The organism is Brevibacillus sp. JB24b, from assembly GCF_051713385.1.
GTDB lineage: Bacteria > Bacillota > Bacilli > Brevibacillales > Brevibacillaceae > Brevibacillus_B > Brevibacillus_B laterosporus.
In genome coordinates this window covers 2,737,808-2,757,311 of the sequence record NZ_JBNVQV010000001.1, presented here as the reverse complement: position 1 = coordinate 2,757,311, position 19,504 = coordinate 2,737,808, and the positions used below count along the sequence as shown (strand labels likewise).

The 19,504-nt window shown below is 39.1% G+C and carries 1 protein-coding gene; it reads left to right on the top strand.

What is annotated here, in order from left to right; genetic code table 11:
- Positions 1–26: 26 nt before the first annotated feature.
- Entirely contained in the window at positions 27–19,490 is a 19,464-nt protein-coding gene (locus ACQV1I_RS13230) for a non-ribosomal peptide synthase/polyketide synthase (RefSeq protein ID WP_116335222.1), read from the top strand.
- Positions 19,491–19,504: the final 14 nt, after the last annotated feature.

The following is a 19,504-nucleotide window of genomic DNA, read 5'->3' as shown; positions in this document are numbered from 1 at the left end:
TCATATCACGTAGCTGAGGTGCAAAAATGAAAAAACAAGATAATATTGCCAAAGTTTATCCCTTAACTCCATTGCAAGAAGGTATGTTATTTCATTCTATTAAGGATGAGCAGACGAGTGCCTACTATCTCCAGATGACCGCTACTATTCATGGCGATTTTGATCTTCCATTGTTTGAGCAGAGTATGAATACACTGATCGAAAACTACGAGGTTCTCCGTACAGCATTTGTTTACCAAAATTTACAACGTGCTAGACAAGTTGTGTTTAAAGAGAGAAGAATGCAGGTATACTTTGAGGATATCACGCGTTTTTCTGACGATGAACAAAAGAAATATATTGAAACTTATAAAAACAGTGGGAAAGAACAAGGCTTTGATCTAACTAAAGATGTGCTAATGAGAGCTGCTATCTTCCAAACCAATGATCAAACCTATCAATTTGTTTGGGCTCTTCATCATATCATCATCGATGGTTGGGGACTCGGGATTCTTATTCATAAGCTTCTCGGTTATTATGCTGCCTTAAAAGCAAATAAATCAATTCCACGCGAAGTAACTAAGCCATATAGCGAATATATAAAATGGTTGGAGAAACAAAATAGAGAAGAAGCATTGAAATATTGGAAAAATTATTTAGACAGCTATGAACTGCATTCTGAATTCCCCAAAGACAAGAAGCAGACTGGGAAGGAAAGCTATGAACTTAAGGAGATCCTCTTTACGTTAGATCAGGACACAACAAAAAATCTCCAACAGATCGCGAACCGTAATCAGGCCACGTTAAGTAATGTATTCCATGCGCTTTGGAGCATTTTGGTAAGTAAATATAAAAATACGGACGATGTTGTATTTGGATCAGTTGTCTCAGGTAGACCTCCAGAAATACAAGGAATTGAAAATATGGTAGGGTTGTTCATCAATACCATTCCCACTCGCTTACATTGCAATGGCTTACTGTCTATTGATGACGTAATAAAAAGAGCCCGAGAAAATTCGATTCAATCTACAAAATATGACTATGCACCTTTATATGAAATTCAAAGTCAATCATTGGTAAAACAGGAGCTCATTGACCATCTTGTCACGTTCGAAAATTATCCAGACAACAACATGGATTCTCTAGAGGAAGCTTTGGGTTTTCGTATACGTATAGATAATGGAGAAGAGCAAACTACCTATGATTTAAACGTAGTGGTTGCAGTAGCACCGTGGAACGAAATGATGATTAAATTTAGCTATAATGCTAAGGTTTATGATTCAGTTTTTGTTACTAGAATGCAAGATCATCTCAAAAATATTGTTGCACAGGTGATTAACCACTCTGATGTATTACTAAAGGATATTCCAATCCTGACGGAGCAGGAAAAACAACAGCTAGTAGTAGAGTATAATAACACGGCTTCTGACTATCCAAGAACCAAAACTATCTATGAGTTATTTGAAGAGCAGGCAGCCAAAACACCACACCAAGTAGCAGCAGTATGCCTAGAAAAACAACTCACTTATCAGGAATTAAACGAAAGCTCTAATCAACTAGCACATTTTTTAAGAGAGAAAGGAGTTACTGCTGATAGCGTTGTTTCCATTATGACAGAGCATTCCTTGGAATTGGTTGTAGGGATTCTCGCCATTTTAAAATCTGGAGCTACCTATTTACCGATTGATCCTGATTATCCAGAAGATCGAATTCAGTATTTACTAGAGGATAGTCAAACAACTATTTTGCTAACGCAGCAAAAGTTTTCCGATAAACTTGATGGTAATATAGAGATTCTATTCCTAGATAATCAAGAGCTATATCAGGGAAGCGCCGCTAATCTAATAAATGAAAGCAGCATGAATGATCTAGCTTATATCATCTATACCTCAGGTTCCACTGGAAATCCGAAGGGAGCTATGATCACTCATCAGGGGCTTGTCAATTATATTTGGTGGGCTAGAAAAGTGTATGTACAAAATGAGACCGTTCATTTCCCACTTTATTCGTCCATTTCGTTTGATTTGACTGTCACGTCTATATTTACCCCTCTTGTTTCTGGGAATACGATCTATATTTATAGAGGGGAAGACAAGGTACAGGTTATTCAGGACATCCTTACAGATAATAAAGTTGGAATTATTAAACTAACCCCTACACATCTAAAACTAATCGAAGAATTCGATGGCACGAATAGTAATATTAGAAGATTTATTGTTGGCGGCGAAAGCTTACATACGCAGCTCGCTAGCAAAATAGATCGTAATTTTGGTGGGAATGTCCAAATTTTGAATGAATATGGACCTACGGAAACAGTAGTAGGCTGCATGCTCTATGTATTTGATCCGAATAATACTTCACAAAACTCTGTACCAATTGGTGTACCCGCCGACAATGTAAATATCTATCTATTAGACACAGCCTTGCAGCCAGTGCCAATTGGCTCTATTGGAGAAATGTACATTGCCGGGGATGGAGTTGCCAGAGGCTATTTAAATCGACCTGAGCTAACCGCGGAAAAATTTATAGAAAACCCCTTTAGACCTGGGGAAAGAATGTATCGAACAGGTGACCTTGCGAGATGGTTGCCAGATGGAAATATGGAATATATGGGAAGGACAGATCATCAGGTAAAAATACGGGGTCATCGCATTGAGATGGGAGAAATAGAAGCAAAATTAGTACAGCATGAAATGATTAAAGAAGCTGTCGTTATTGTCGAGAAAGATGAATCCTCGCAAAATGTACTATATGCGTACATTGTTTCTGATTCTGACTTACCTGTATCTGAACTCCGTGAACATGTAGGGAGTACTTTGCCGTCTTATATGATCCCATCCTACTTTATCCGTCTGGAAGAAATCCCTTTGACATCCAATGGTAAAGTAGAGAGAAAAAAATTGCCAAAACCTGATGGCTCCATTCGTACAGGTGTTGAATTTGTAGCACCACGTACCCTCATTGAAGACCAACTGGCTACGATTTGGAAGGGCGTATTAAACGTAAATGAAGTTAGTGTCTTAGATAATTTTTTTGAATTAGGTGGCCATTCTCTAAAGGCAATGACGGTTATTTCTCAAATATCTAAGGCATTCAATGTTGATTTACCCTTAAAGGTATTATTTGACACACCTACAATTGCGGCCATTTCTCATTTTATTGCTAACACAGAAAACGGAATGTACTCGGCAATCGAACCAGTAGCACCTCAAGAGTACTATCCAGTCTCTTCAGCTCAAAAGAGGATGTATATCCTTCACCAACTCAATGAGGATAGCGTTAGCTATAATATGCCAGGTGCTCTAATCATTGAGGGAAATTTAGACACACAGCGCTTTGAAGATGCAATGAAAAGTATAGTAACTCGACATGAAGCCTTACAGACTTCTTTCCATTCAATAGATGGTGAACCGGTACAAAAGGTACATCAATCTGTTCAAGTAGAAATGATTCGGATGAATTCCAAGGAAGATCAAATCGAGCAGATTGTTACCGATTTTATTAAACCATTTGATTTATCTATTGCACCATTGCTTCGAGTTGGTTTGGTTGCATTAGAAGAGCAGAAGCATCTCTTCCTTTTGGATATACACCATATCATTTCTGATGGAGTATCTATCTCTGTGTTTGTCGAAGAGTTTATGAAGCTCTATCATGGTGAGAGCTTGCCTGAGCTACGCATCCAGTATAAGGATTTTGCAGTTTGGCAAAACGAGCTGTTCCAATCAGAGATATTTGAAAAGCAAGAAAACTACTGGATCAACACATTAAAAGGTGAAATACCGGTACTTCAGCTACCTACAGATTCACGTAGACCAGTTACTCAGAGTTTTGAAGGGGATGGAGTTGACTTTGTCATTCCAAAACAGTTAACTTCTGGACTCTATGATGTAACAACGAAATCAGGGGCTACCCTGTATATGGTATTGTTATCGGCTTATAGTGTTCTTTTATCAAAGTATGCTGGACAGGAAGAAATTATTATTGGTTCTCCCATTGCTGGAAGAAGGCATGCTGATGTTGAACGCATTATGGGAAGCTTTATTAATACGCTAGCGATGCGAACCTATCCTGAGGCAAGTAAGACATTAGGTGAGTTCATTGCTGAAGTGAAGCAAATGACATTAGGTGCATTCGAACATCAAGATTATCCATTTGAAGCTTTGGTAGATAAATTAGATTTACTTCGTGATTTTAGTCGGAATCCATTATTTGATACGATGCTCGTGCTACAAAACATGGATCAAACCACATTTGAGCTAGATCAGTTGAGAATAACACCATATGACTTTGTCCATTCCATTTCGAAAGTAGATATGACGCTCTTTGCTTCCGAGGTAGACGGCGAAATTCGTTGTAAATTACAGTACAGCACAGCCCTATTTAAGCGTGAAACCATTGAGCAATTCGTCAAGCATTTCCAAATGATCATACGTGCTTTTGTTGAAAATGTGGAGCAAAAGCTTGCCGAAATTCCATTATTAACTCAAGAAGAGCAAGCTGAACTCATTACAAGAACAACTGGGGTAGAAGCAGATATTCCTCATGATGTCACAATGTATGACTTGTTTGAATCATGCGTAATGAAATATCCCTTACAACATGCAGTCGTGTTCGGAGAAGAAAAACTGACTTATCAGGATCTACATGAAAAAGCAAACCATGTTGCAGCTCTGTTGCAAGAGAGGGGCGTAGGTGCGAATAAGATCGTGGGAATCATGACTCCTCCATCGTTAGAAATGATGGTTGGAATCATGGGGATATGGAGGGCAGGTGGAGCTTACCTACCAATCGATCCCGATGCTCCACAAGAGCGGATTAGTTATATGTTAGAAGACAGTGACGTAGATGTTGTTGTCACTTTGAGTGATTTGTCAAATACTCTTCCAACATCAGTAAGTACGCTTTCGTTGGATAGAGAAATGATAAATCAAGATTTGCAATTGCCTAAAGCAACGAAGGTGGACTCAGAGAATCTTGCTTATGTGATATATACATCAGGTACGACAGGGATGCCAAAAGGAGTTCAAATTGCTCATCGAAATGTAATAAATTACGTTTCTGCATTTTCGCGTCAAGCTAATGTAACATTTGAAGATAGAACAGTGCTCGTGTCGTCCTACGCATTTGACTTAGGCTATACAGGGATTTTCTCAGCTATTTTGTCAGGTAGCCAATTACATGTACTGACAAAAGATGAGTATATCAATACTGAGCGTTTACTAGCGTATATGAGTGAAAATCAGATCACTTATCTTAAAATGACTCCTTCCCTTTTTAGTGTAATTGTTCAAAGTGAGTCATTCATGATGACAAATCATTGCGATTCCCTCCGTTTAATTGTAATGGGTGGGGAACCAATTCGAGTGACTGATGTGATGACGTATTTTGCTAAGTATCCTGCTGCGCAGGTCATGAACCACTATGGTCCAACAGAGACGACCATTGGATGCATCACACATTTATTGACTACAGATAATAGTAATGAATTTGCCAATCGACCTTTTATTGGTAAGCCAATCGCTAATACGCAGGTATATGTTCTTGATGCAAGAGGCCAGTTAGTCCCACCTGGCATTGTCGGAGAGCTATGCATTAGTGGTGAAGGTGTATCTAAGGGATATCTGAACCAACCTAGTTTAACAGATGAAAAATTTGTCTCAAATCCATTTATCTCGGGCACGAGCATGTATCGAACAGGTGATTTAGCGAGATATTTCTTAAATGGAAATGTAGAATTTTTAGGAAGAGCAGATCATCAAGTAAAAATTGCCGGATATCGCATTGAGCTAGGTGAGATTGAAAAGCAGATCATACAGCATAAGTCAATTAAAGAGGCAGTTGTTATTGCTGAGCAAGAAGAACAGTCTCACTCGCTGTATGCTTACTTTGTATCTGAACAAGAAATCACGGTATCCGAGTTGCGAGAGCACGTAGGTAGTGTGCTGCCAACTTATATGATTCCTGCTTACTTTGTTCGGATGGATAAAATTCCACTTACACCGAATGGAAAGGTGGATCGTAAAGCTCTTCCGAAGCCTACGGGAACTATTGTTACAGGGGTAGAATATGTAGCTCCTAGAAATCAGATTGAAATGAAAGTAAGTGACATTTGGAATGAGGTTCTCTCTGTACACAAAATTGGGGTGGAAGATAACTTCTTTGAATTAGGCGGACATTCATTAAAAGCGATGAACATGATTTCTAAGTTAAACAAGGTATTTCAAGTAGAGGTACCGTTTAAAATGATTTTTGAAAATCCAACAATTGCTAAATTAGCTCAATACATTACACATGCTGAGAAAGGCAATTATTCGGATATTCACCCCGCTCAACTACAAGAGTATTATCCTGTATCTTCAGCTCAAAAGAGAATGTATATTCTGCGTCAGTTAGCCGGAGCTGATCTTGGCTATAATATGCCGGGTGTGATGTATATTGATGGGAAATTGGATGTTCAACGATTTGAGCTAGCAATGAAAGCACTGGTTCAACGCCATGAATCGTTACGAACTTCTTTCCACTCGATCAATGGAGAAATTGTGCAACGTATACATGAAGAGATTGATTTTTCCATTTCATACTCGACGTCAACAGAAGATCAAATCGATACGCTTATCACAAATTTTATTCAGCCATTCGACCTTTCGCTTGCACCACTTTTACGTGTTGGAGTTGTAAAAATAACAGAGGAGCGTCATCTCTTCTTAGTGGATATGCATCATATCATAGCGGATGGTGTTTCATTAGGAATTTTTATCAAGGAATTTGTTCAACTGTATCAAGGGAAGGAATTGTCTGAACTTCGTTTACAGTATAAAGATTTTGCTACATGGCAGAATGAATGGTTTGATACAGGTATATTAAATAAGCAGGAGACGTATTGGCTTACTGCATTTGCAGAAGAAGTCCCTCTTCTAAATCTGTCGACTGATTTCCCGCGTCCACTGACGAAGAGCTTTGAGGGAGACCGATTTATTTTTGGCACAGGAACTAACTTGATGCAGGAGTTATATCGAATTGCACATGAGACTGGGACAACTCTGTACATGGTTTTATTAGCAACCTATAATATTTTCCTTTCTAAATATTCGGGACAAGAAGACATTATTGTGGGTACACCAATCGCTGGCAGAACTCACGCAGATGTCGATCAAATTATGGGAATGTTCGTGAATACACTGGCCCTACGAAATTATCCTGTTGGAACAAAGACGTTTAAAGAGTTTATCGAGGAAGTAAAACAAAATACGTTACAGGCCTATGAAAATCAGGATTACCCATTTGAAGTGCTTGTTGAAAAATTGGATGTACACCGTGACCTGAGTCGAAACCCATTATTTGACACGATTTTCATTTTACAAAATACGGACAAGAAAGTCTTTGAGATTGAAAACTTAACATTTCATCCATATATTACAGAGGTTAAACAAGCAAAATTCGATCTCACTTTAGAAGCAACAGAAGAGAATATGGAGATTGTATTCTGCCTCGAATACTGCTCTAAGCTCTTTAAGAAGGAAACCATTGAACAAATGGCGTCTCATTTCTTACAAATTGTACGAGCAGTAACCGAGAATCCAGAGGTCGCTTTATCAGAAATCAATATGCTCACTTTAGAAGAAAGACAACAGATACTTGTTGATTTCAATAATAATCACGTTCCATATTCGATGGGAACAATTCATAGCTTTTTTGAAGAACAGGTAGAAAAAACACCTGACCATATAGCACTCAGTTATGCAGGTCAAACATTGACTTATCGCCAGTTAAATGAGAGAGCTAACCAACTAGCTGTGTTTTTGCGAAATATGGGAGTACAATCAGAACAAATTGTGGGGATTATGGCCGAACGATCATTTGAAATGATTGTAGGGATTTATGGGGTTTTAAAATCAGGGGCAGCTTATTTACCAATTGATCCGGCTTATCCACAAGAGCGTATTCAATATTTGCTTGAGGATAGTGGTGCTACTATACTGCTTACTCAAACACACCTGACCAAACAAATCACAACTGAAATTGAATGGATAGATCTTCAGAATGAACAAATTTATGTAGGAGATGGTAAAAACCTCTCAAATGTAAATCAAGCATCTGACCTTGCTTATATCATTTACACATCCGGTACAACAGGCAAACCAAAAGGAGTCATGATAGAACACCAGTCTATTATCAATTGCTTGCAGTATCGAAAAGAGGAATACGGTTTTTCCCCTAACGATAAGGTTCTGCAAATTTTCTCATTTGCCTTTGACGGATTCGTCGCTAGTCTATTCTCTCCAATGATGGGAGGAGCGATTTCTGTCTTGCCTAGAGAAGAAGAGGCTAAAGACCCATTTGCTCTTAGAAATGTAATTACGGCTGAAAGTATCACGCATTATCATGGCGTACCTAGCTTGTTTCATGCAATTCTTGATTGCTCAACAGCTGAGGATTTCCATCAGTTGCGTAACGTATCACTAGGGGGAGAAAAAATAACTCCTCAGCTTGTACAAAAGGTCAAACAAAAAAATCCTGCTATTGAAATTAATAATGAATACGGTCCAACTGAGAATAGTGTTCTCACAACGGTTAAGCGCTCAATGAAGGTAGGGGAAACGATCACAATCGGTCGTCCTATAGCAAATGTAGCGGTGTATATCCTTGACAGCAATCATCTGTTACAACCCGTTGGAGTAATTGGTGAACTGTGCATTGGTGGTCAAGGCTTAGCGAGAGGTTATTTACATCGACCAGAGCTTACAGAAGAGAAATTTGTTCCCAATCCGTTTGTACTAGGTGAACGCATGTATAAAACGGGTGATTATGCTAAATGGTTACCAGATGGCACGATTGAGTATATTGGTCGCGTTGATGAACAGGTCAAAATTAGGGGCTATCGAATCGAGATTGGTGAGATCGAAAATGCTACTCTAACATTTGATAAGATCAATGAGGTAGTTATTGTGGTTTCGGAGGATACAACCCAACAGCAGCTACTAACCGCCTACTTTACGGCAGAAGAAGAAGTCATATTACCTGAACTGAGAGCACATCTAGCGAAAGAATTACCTGAATACATGGTTCCAACATACTTTGTGCAGCTAGAAGCTTTCCCTACAACACCAAATGGAAAAATTGATCGTAAGGGATTGCCAAAGCCAGAAGGCGATCCGGTTCTAGGAACGGTATATGTAGCGGCTAAAAATGCAACTGAAGCTAAACTAGTCGAGATTTGGGAGAATGTGCTTGGACATAAGAAGATTGGCGTGAATGATAATTTCTTTGATTTAGGTGGTCATTCTTTGAGAGCCATGACGGTGATGTCTCACGTGCATAAGGAGTGTGGTGTTGAATTACCTCTGAAGTTGTTATTCGAAAAATCTACAATTGCAGAATTAGCTACATTCATTGACCAGGCTACAAAAAGCAAATATGTCTCTATTCAACCTGTATCGCCTAAAGAGCATTATCCAGTTTCGTCCGCACAAAAAAGGATGTATATCCTTCGTCAGTTTGATGGAGCAGGAACTATTTATAACATGCCAAGTGCACTATACATGGATGGCAAGCTAGACTATCCACGCTTTGAAGATGCACTACAACAAGTAATAAACCGACATGAAGCATTAAGAACCTCGTTCCATTCTATAAATGGAGAACCAGTGCAACGTGTACATCAGTCAGTTGAACTTGAAATTTTATATAAAGAAGCATCGATAGACCAAGTAGATCAACTTGTTCATGAGTTCATTCAAAATTTTGATCTTGAAGTAGCCCCTCTATTACGTGTTGGACTCATCAAAATAGAGGAAGAAAGACATCTTTTCTTGATGGATATGCACCATATTGTCTCAGATGGTGTATCAGCAGGAATCTTATTTGAGGAATTTGCGAAGCTATATCGTGGTGAAAGCCTGCCTGAACTTCGCATTCAATATAAGGACTTTGCTGTCTGGCAAAATGAACGATTCGCATCAGATGCTTTCAACAAACAGGAATCCTACTGGACAAACACATTTGCAGGAGAAATCCCTGTTCTCAATTTACCAACAGATCATTCAAGACCGACTGTGCAAAGCTTTGATGGGGACCAAGTTGTTTTTCATACCGGAAAGCAAGTCATGGAGGACTTATACAAGCTTGCCAATGAAACTTCAACAACGTTGTATATGGTACTACTGGCTGCTTTTAATGTGCTACTATCCAAATACTCTGGTCAAGAAGAGCTTGTGATCGGGTCACCTATTGCTGGTAGAGCACATCCTGATGTAGAAAAAGTAATGGGAATGTTTGTAAATACGTTAGCGTTGAAAAACAATCCAAGTGGTATGAAGTCTTTCAAAGCGTTTTTGGCAGAAGTACAACAAAATACTTTGGAAGCCTATGAAAACCAGGATTATCCGTTTGAATTACTCGTCGAAACATTAGAAATTCAAAGGGACTTAGGTAGAAATCCTTTGTTTGACATCATGTTTATTTTGCAAAATATGGAGAAAAAATCTTTTGTACTAGATGATCTACAGATCACACCTCATGTTGCACAAAGGGGCTATTCAAAGTTTGATTTGACGTTAGAAGCAAATGAAGAACAATCAGGCCTACAATTCTCTCTCGTATATAGTACGAGGTTGTTTAAGAAGGAAAGTATAGAAAGAATGGCAGGTCATTTCTTACAAATCATCGATATTATTGCGAAACAACCGGATATAGCTTTATCAGAGATCAGTTTGTTATCTGAAGCAGAAAGGCAACAAATTGTCGCTGAATTTAATGAAACATCAACAGATTATCCAAGAATATTAGCCATTCACCAATGGTTCGAGGAGCAAGTAGAAAAGAATCCAGATCATATAGCAGTTGTATCAGAAGGGAATACATTAACGTATCGGGAGTTAAATAATAGAGCAAATCAAGTCGCATGGATACTTCGTCAAAAGGGTGTAGAGTCAAATCATGTTGTCGGTCTTTTAGCTGATCGCACACATGAAATGATTGTAGGAATAATGGGGATTCTTAAAGCAGGAGGAGCCTATCTAGGAATTGATCCTGAGTATCCTTCCGAACGCCTCTCTTACATGATAGAAGATTGCGAAGTTAACATTGTTCTTTCGTTACGTCATCTGACTTCCCTACTAGTGGAAGAAGTGGACATCATTTTACTAGATGATGAAAGCTTGAATCAAGGTGATGTTACAAATCTTCCAAGTATTACTGATCCGAATGATATAGCTTATATCATGTACACGTCTGGTTCGACTGGTAAACCAAAAGGTGTAATGGTTGAACATCGAAATGTGGTCCGGTTGGTAATAAATACCAATTATGTTCAGGTAACACCAGAAGATCGAATGATTCAAACAGGTGCAATTGGCTTTGATGCAATGACATTTGAAATTTTTGGTGCATTGCTACATGGGGCACGTTTATACCTCGTCAATAAGAATATCTTGTTGGATTCAGAGTTATTAGGTAGCTTCTTACAAGCAAACCAAATTACAACGATGTGGCTAACATCACCATTATTTAATCAATTATCGCAAGACAATGAGAGTATGTTTGCTAGCCTTACCAACTTAATTGTCGGTGGAGATGTCCTATCGCCTAAACACATTAACAAGGTAAAACAAACAAATCCAAATCTAGTAATTTGGAATGGCTATGGACCAACTGAGAACACTACCTTCTCTACATGCTTTAGAATTGATGAGGAATTCATTGATAACATACCGATTGGTAAACCCATTAGTAACTCAACCGCTTATATCCTTGATCAATGTAATCACTTGCAACCAATCGGGGTTCCAGGAGAGCTATGTGTTGGCGGAGAAGGGGTTGCTAGAGGGTACATTAACAAACCTGAGCTAACTGCAGAAAAATTCGTGTCTAACCCATTTGTTCCAGGAGAGCAAATGTACCGTACAGGTGATTTGGCCAGATGGTTGCCTAATGGAACTATTGAATATTTAGGACGAATTGACCAACAGGTAAAAATTAGAGGATTCCGGATCGAAATCGGTGAGATTGAATCTGTCCTTGCTAGACAAGACAAGGTAAAGGAATCTGTCATAACGGTAGTGGAGGACAAGGGTGGTCAAAAAGCATTATGTGCGTATTACGTATCAGAGAATGCTACTCTTATACCAGAATTGCGTGAACAGCTAGCGGAGGAGCTTCCTTCCTATATGGTACCTACCTTCTTTGTCCAACTGGAGAAAATGCCACTTACACCAAATGGAAAAGTAGATCGTAGAGCATTACCAAAACCAGATGGAGAACTGATTGCAGGCACAGAATATGTAGCACCGAGCAATCAAATCGAAGAACAATTGGTTGATATTTGGAAAAGTGTATTAGGTATCTCCAAGATAGGTGTTAAGGACAATTTCTTTGAATTGGGAGGACATTCTTTAAAGGCAATGACCGTAATTTCCTCCGTGCATAAGGTGTTCCATGTTGAATTACCGTTAAAAATCCTTTTTGAATCGCCGACAATCTTTGCTCTAGCATCCTATATTTCGGGCTTAGAAAAAGGGAAGTACGTAGCCATTCAACAAGCTGTCAAAACTGATTTTTATCCGGTTTCTTCAGCACAAAAACGGATGTATATCCTTCATCAATTTGAAGGGACAGGTATCAGTTATAATGTTCCAGGTGTGATGTTCATTGAGGGCAACTTGGATTACAACCGTTTTGACTATGCAATGCAAGGTTTGGTCAACCGACATGAGGCACTGCGGACATCTTTTAAAACGGTCAATGGTGATCCTATTCAGATGATCCATGATACTGTGAATTTTGCTGTTACTTATCAAGAGGCGTCAGAGGATCAAGTCGAACAAATCGTGGATGAATTTATTCAACCATTTGATTTGGAAATAGCTCCATTATTTAGAATACGCCTTGTTACCCTATCAGAAAATCGTCATCTCTTCTTAATGGATATGCATCATATCATTTCTGACGGTGTATCTATGCAGATTATCATCAAAGAATTTGCCCAATTGTATAATGAGCAAAATCTGCCTGAATGTAACATCCAGTATAAAGATTTTGCTGTATGGCAAAATGAGCTGTTCCAATCTGAAGTGATTCAAAAGCAAGAAGAATTTTGGCTCAATACATTCGCAGGCGAATTACCAATTCTAAATCTGCAAACTGACTTCCCAAGACCTTCTGTGCAAAGTTTTGAAGGTGACCATATCATTTTTGGAACTGGAAAACAGCTAATGGCTGACCTGCTGAGTCTATCTAACGAGACAGGAGCAACCTTGTATATGCTTTTGTTGGCAGCATACAATCTGCTATTGTCCAAATACACTGGTCAGGAAGAGATTGTGATTGGTACTCCGATTGCTGGCAGATCACACGCAGATGTAGAAAATATCGTTGGTATGTTTGTAAATACACTAGCATTGAAAAATAGACCATTAAGTGAGCTAACATTCCGTGAATTTGTAGCTGAAGTGAAAAATAATGCACTAGAGGCTTTCCAAAATCAGGATTACCCGTTTGAAAATCTTGTAGAAAAGCTACAAATTCGACGTGATTTAAGTAGAAATCCGTTATTTGACACTATGTTTAGCTTGGGAAAAACCGATTCAACCGGATTTGAGATAGATGGCCTTCACTATATCCCTTACGAAATAAAAGGGCAAATAGCCAAATTTGATATCTCGTTGGATGCTTTTGAAAAGCAAGATGAGATTCAACTCCAATTTAGCTATTGCACCAAATTATTTAGCAAAGAAACCATCAAACGTTGGGCTATCCATTATTCTCAAATTTTACAGTCTATCGTAGCAAATCCAGATAAAAAGCTTTCAGAGATTAGCGTCTTGTCAGAGTCAGAGAAAAATCAAATTTTGTATGACTTTAATGCAACGAAAACGTCTTATCCAATGAATAAAATGTTCCACCAGTTATTCGAGGAACAAGTGGAGAAAACCCCTAACAATATTGCGGTTATTAGTGAACATGAACAGCTTACTTATCAGGAGTTAAATACGAAATCCAATCAGCTAGCACGAATACTTCGACATAAGGGAGTTCAGCCTGAACGTACCGTAGGCATTATCATAGATCGCTCTCTGCATATGGTTGTAAGTATGTTGGCCGTATTAAAAGCAGGTGGAGCCTATGTGCCGATTGACATGGATTATCCGCAAGATCGTAAGGAATTTATGCTCGAGGATAGCAATGCAATGCTGTTGCTTACCTTGCAAAATCTAGCAGAACAGCTTGTATTCGAACATGAGGTCTTGTACTTGGATCAAGATGAATATTACCAAGGTGATGGTACTAATTTACAGAATGTCTCAGAAAAGCATCATATGGCTTACATTATTTATACATCTGGGACAACTGGTAAACCAAAGGGTGTCGTGATAGAGCATCAGAGTTATATCAACATAGCATTTGCATGGAGAGAGGAGTATCACTTAGAGACCTTCCCTGTTCGGCTACTGCAGATGGCTAGCTTCTCTTTCGACGTTTCGGCTGGAGATTTTGCCAGAGCTTTACTTCATGGCGGACAATTGGTGATTTGCCCAAATGAGGTAAAACTTGATCCAGCTTCCCTTTATGACATGCTAAGCAGATACCAAATTACCATATTTGAATCAACACCAGCTTTAGTTGTTCCTCTAATGGAATACATTTTCGAACATAAGCTGGATATTAGTCAGATGAAACTCTTAATTATCGGAGCAGATAGTTGCTCAATGGATGATTACAGGGCGCTACTTGGTAAATTTGGAAAATCCATTCGAATCATTAACAGCTATGGGGTTACAGAAGCTTGCATTGATTCTAGTTATTACGAACAACCGTTTGAACTTCTACATGCAGTGGGAACCGCACCAATTGGAAAACCGCTTCCTAACACCACGATGTATATCATGGATCAATCTGGAGGGCTGGTACCAATCGGAGTCGTAGGAGAATTATGTATTGGAGGAGCGGGAGTTGCTCGTGAGTATCTAAATCGCCCAGAACTTACGGCTGAAAAGTTTGTTGATAATCCATTTGTACCGGGAGAAAAGCTATATCGGTCAGGAGATTTAGCAAAGTGGTTACCTGATGGAAATATAGAGTTTCTTGGTCGAACAGATCATCAAGTGAAGATCAGAGGAGTAAGGATCGAACTTGGTGAGATTGAGTCACAAATGCGTAAGCTTGATGGTCTAAGAGAAGTGGTCGTTATTGCGAAGGAAGATCAAACGAAGGAAAAATTCCTCTGCGCATATATGGTTACGGATAGAGAGGTAAGCATAGCGGAAATACGTGCACATTTAGCAGCTGAACTACCGATAGCGATGATTCCTACTACGTTTATTTCTCTTTACGCGATGCCATTAACAGCCAATGGAAAAATTGACAAGCGATCGTTACCAGATCCAGACAATTCGTTACTTTCTAACACAGACTATGTAGCCCCTCGAACACAATTGGAATCTCAGCTTGCTACTGTATGGCAACAGGTTTTAGGCATTGATCGAGTTGGAAGTAAGGACGACTTTTTCGCATTAGGTGGTCATTCTTTACGTGCTATGATGGTTATTTCTCACATGCATAAAGAGTATCAAATAGACATTCCTTTACGTGTCCTATTTGAAAAACCAACGATTGAAGAAATAGCGCAATACTTGGAGAGCGAGCGCACGAAGCGAATTATTTCTATTCGACCTGCTACAAAGCAAGATTACTATCCGGTTTCAGCAGCACAACGCAGAATGTTTATTCTCAACCAGTTTGATGGGGTAGATATCAGTTATAACATGCCTTCTATCATGCTACTGGAAGGAAAACTTGACCTGGTAAAACTAGAAACAGCCTTTAGGGATGTAATTAACCGTCATGAGAGCTTGCGTACATCCTTCGAGGTAGTAAATGGTTCTCCTGTGCAGAAAATCCATGCAGTAATTGATTTTACTGTCGACCATCAGGTAGCTGTTGAAGAGGAATTGGAAGAAATCATTGATGAATTTATTCAACCGTTCCAGTTAAATAAGGCGCCATTGCTTCGGGTCAAACTTGTTCAAACCCGATTGGATCGATATTTGTTACTAGTAGATACACATCATATTATTTCTGATGGAGTATCATCTGGGATCATCATTAGCGAACTGGTGGAATTGTATCAAGGAAATACGTTACCAGAACTTACGATTCAGTATAAGGATTTTTCTGTATGGCAACATGAACAGTATCAAACAGAAATGTATAAAAAACAGGAAGACCATTGGGTTCAAACATTTGCAGATGAAATTCCTGTTTTAAATCTACCTACAGATTTTCCAAGACCAACTACACAAAGCTTTGACGGCGATTTAATCACAATTGGAACGGGCAAAGAGCTTATGGAAGGCTTGTACAAGATAGCTACAGACACAGGTACCACTCTCTATATGGTCTTGTTAGCGACATATAATGTACTTCTTTCCAAATATTCGGGTCAAGAAGATCTGATTGTGGGTACACCGGTTACAGGGCGATCGCATGTTGATTTGGAGAACACTGTTGGAATGTTTGTCAATACATTAGCCATGCGAAATAAACCAGCTAGATCAAAATCATTTAGAGAATTTTTATTAGAAGTAAAACAAAATGCATTACGAGCCTATGAGAATCAGGATTATCCATTTGAAGAGCTAGTGGAGAAACTAAAGCTACAACGGGATGTAAGCAGAAATCCGATGTTTGATACCATGTTTACTCTCCAAAACAGAGGGGAAGACGCTATTGAATTAGATGAGCTACGATTTGTTGCCTATGAAGGAGAAAATAAATCGAAGCACTCTAAATTCGATCTAACCTTTATCGCTACAGAAGAAAGAGACCAAATCATGATTGGTGTGGAATACTGCACCAAATTGTACCGTCCGGAAACAATCAAACGTTTGACGACTAATTTCCTTCAGATTATGAACGCGATCATAGATAATCCTGATGTGAGATTAGCTGCTATCGAACTACTGACGAATGCAGAGAAAACTCAGCTTTTACAAGAGTTTAATAACACAGAAAGAGACTATCAGCAGGATACAACGGTTCATCAGCTTTTTGAAGAACAGGTAAGAAAAACACCGGATCAAGTAGCACTTATCTGGGACAAGAAGAAATTGACCTATCAAGAGCTAAATGAAAGTGCCAATCAATTAGCTCGTACACTACGTAATAAAGGGGTCGTTCCTAATCAACTAGTAGCTATTATGGCAGATCGTTCTGTAGAAATGATTATCGGTATCATGGGTATCTTGAAAGCTGGAGCAGCCTATGTTCCTATTGATCCAGCTTATCCTACGGAACGGATTGAATATGTCTTAGAGGATAGCGGTGCTATTCTTTTACTGACCCAGGCGCATTTGTTCAATGGATTATCAGCTAATATGATGAGGTTAGATTTAGATGAGGAGCAAAATTATGTAGTCGATGGAACTAATCTCACAGTTGTGAACCAACCAACTGACTTGGCATATGTAATCTATACTTCAGGCACAACTGGTAAACCAAAAGGGGTCATGATTGAACATCATTCCATCGTGAATTGCCTACAATGGAGAAGAGACGAGTATGCCTTTAATCCAAAGGATAAAGCTCTGCAGATTTTCTCATTTGCTTTTGATGGATTTGTAGCTAGTTTGTTTGCTCCTATGCTTGGAGGGGCCACTTCGATCTTGCCAAGAGAAGAAGAGGCAAAAGATCCATTTGCACTACGAAAATTGATCGCCTCTGAATCAATCACTCATTACTATGGTGTTCCAAGTCTGTTTCATGCCATCGTGGATAGTGCTACAGCTGAGGATCTACACCAGTTACGTTGTGTCACTCTTGGAGGAGAAAAATTATCTCCTCAAATTGTCCAAAAGATTAAACAGAAAAATCCTGCTATTGAGATTAACAATGAGTATGGACCTACAGAGAATAGTGTAGTTACGACTATTCAGAGAGCAATTGAAGTAGACCAAGAGATTACAATTGGTCGTCCGCTAGCCAATGTAGCTGTCTATATTGTTAATAGCGAGCATCATTTGCAGCCTATAGGAGTAGTAGGGGAGTTATGCATAGCGGGTCGTGGACTGGGCAGAGGTTATTTAAATCGACCAGAATTAACAGAGGAGAAGTTCGTTGCTAATCCATTTGTACCTGGGGAGCGCATGTATAAAACGGGGGATTTGGCCAAGTGGCGTCCAGATGGAACGATAGAATACGTTGGTCGGGTAGATGAGCAGGTCAAAGTACGAGGTTTCCGAATTGAGATAGGAGAGATCGAATCTACTATTCTTCACTATCATGGTGTTAAGGAGGTAGTGGTTACTGCTCAAGAGGATCAACATGCACAGCAATATTTATGTGCGTACTTTGTAGCTGAAAAGGAAGTTGTACTGGCTGATTTGAGAAAATTTGTTTCCAAGGAACTCCCTGCGTACATGGTTCCTACCTACTTCGTACAGCTTTTAGAACTACCTACTACTGCAAACGGAAAAGTAGATAAGAGAGCATTGCCAGAGCCTCAACACATCGGCGTTGCAGCAAAAGAATATGTTGCCCCTAGAAACATGATAGAGGAACAATTGGCTGCTATTTGGCAAGAAGTACTAGAGATAGATCCAATTGGCATTACCGATCATTTCTTTGAAATAGGCGGACACTCCTTAAAAGCAATGCATCTCATATCAAAGGTGTACGAGTATATGCAAGAAGAGTTGCCACTACATCTTGTATTCCAGCATCCAACGATTGAGAAAATGGCAGAGTTCATTTTGCATAAGCAGTACGAGCAAAACGCGGGTCACCCAATACTATTAAATAAGGAAACAATTCGACCTGTATTTAGCTTTACACCGATTGGTGCCCACAGTACCTTCTATCAAAAGCTTGCTGAAGAAATCCATGATATTTCTTTATATAGCTTTGACTTCATAGAAGAGGACAATCGCATTGAACAGTACGTCAATGCAATTATTCAGATTGATTCTGAGGGACCGTATACTTTGATGGGGTATTCCTCTGGCGGTAACTTAGCTTTTGAAGTAGCTAAAGAATTGGAAAACCAAGGAAGACAGGCGTCCAGCATTATTTTATTTGACTCCTATTGGAAGGATAAAGCAATCGAACAAACGGCTGCTGAAGCAAGAAAAGAAATCGAAGCCTTTTTCACAGAAATAGGGGTTCATAACGAGATGTTTAATATGACAAGAGAGGATCTCGAACTGTTCATAACCAATGATTTTGTCAAACAAGGTTTTATTCAAAACATGCTCAGTTATCTGTTGTTCCACAACCAATTAGTAAATGAAGGTACTATAAAGGCTACTATTCATCTCATCCAATCAGAGTGCGAACCAGGAAACGTAGCTGCCTATGAGGCTGAAAAATGGAATGAGGAAGTGTGGGCACGAGCATCTGAACAATTTATTACCTATCGTGGCTATGGAGATCATTCGAAGATGCTTAGTGGTGAACAAGTTCCTAAAAATGCTTCCATACTCCAAGAAATTCTCCAAGCGATTTTTGTTCTGAAGTAGATTTTCTACAAATG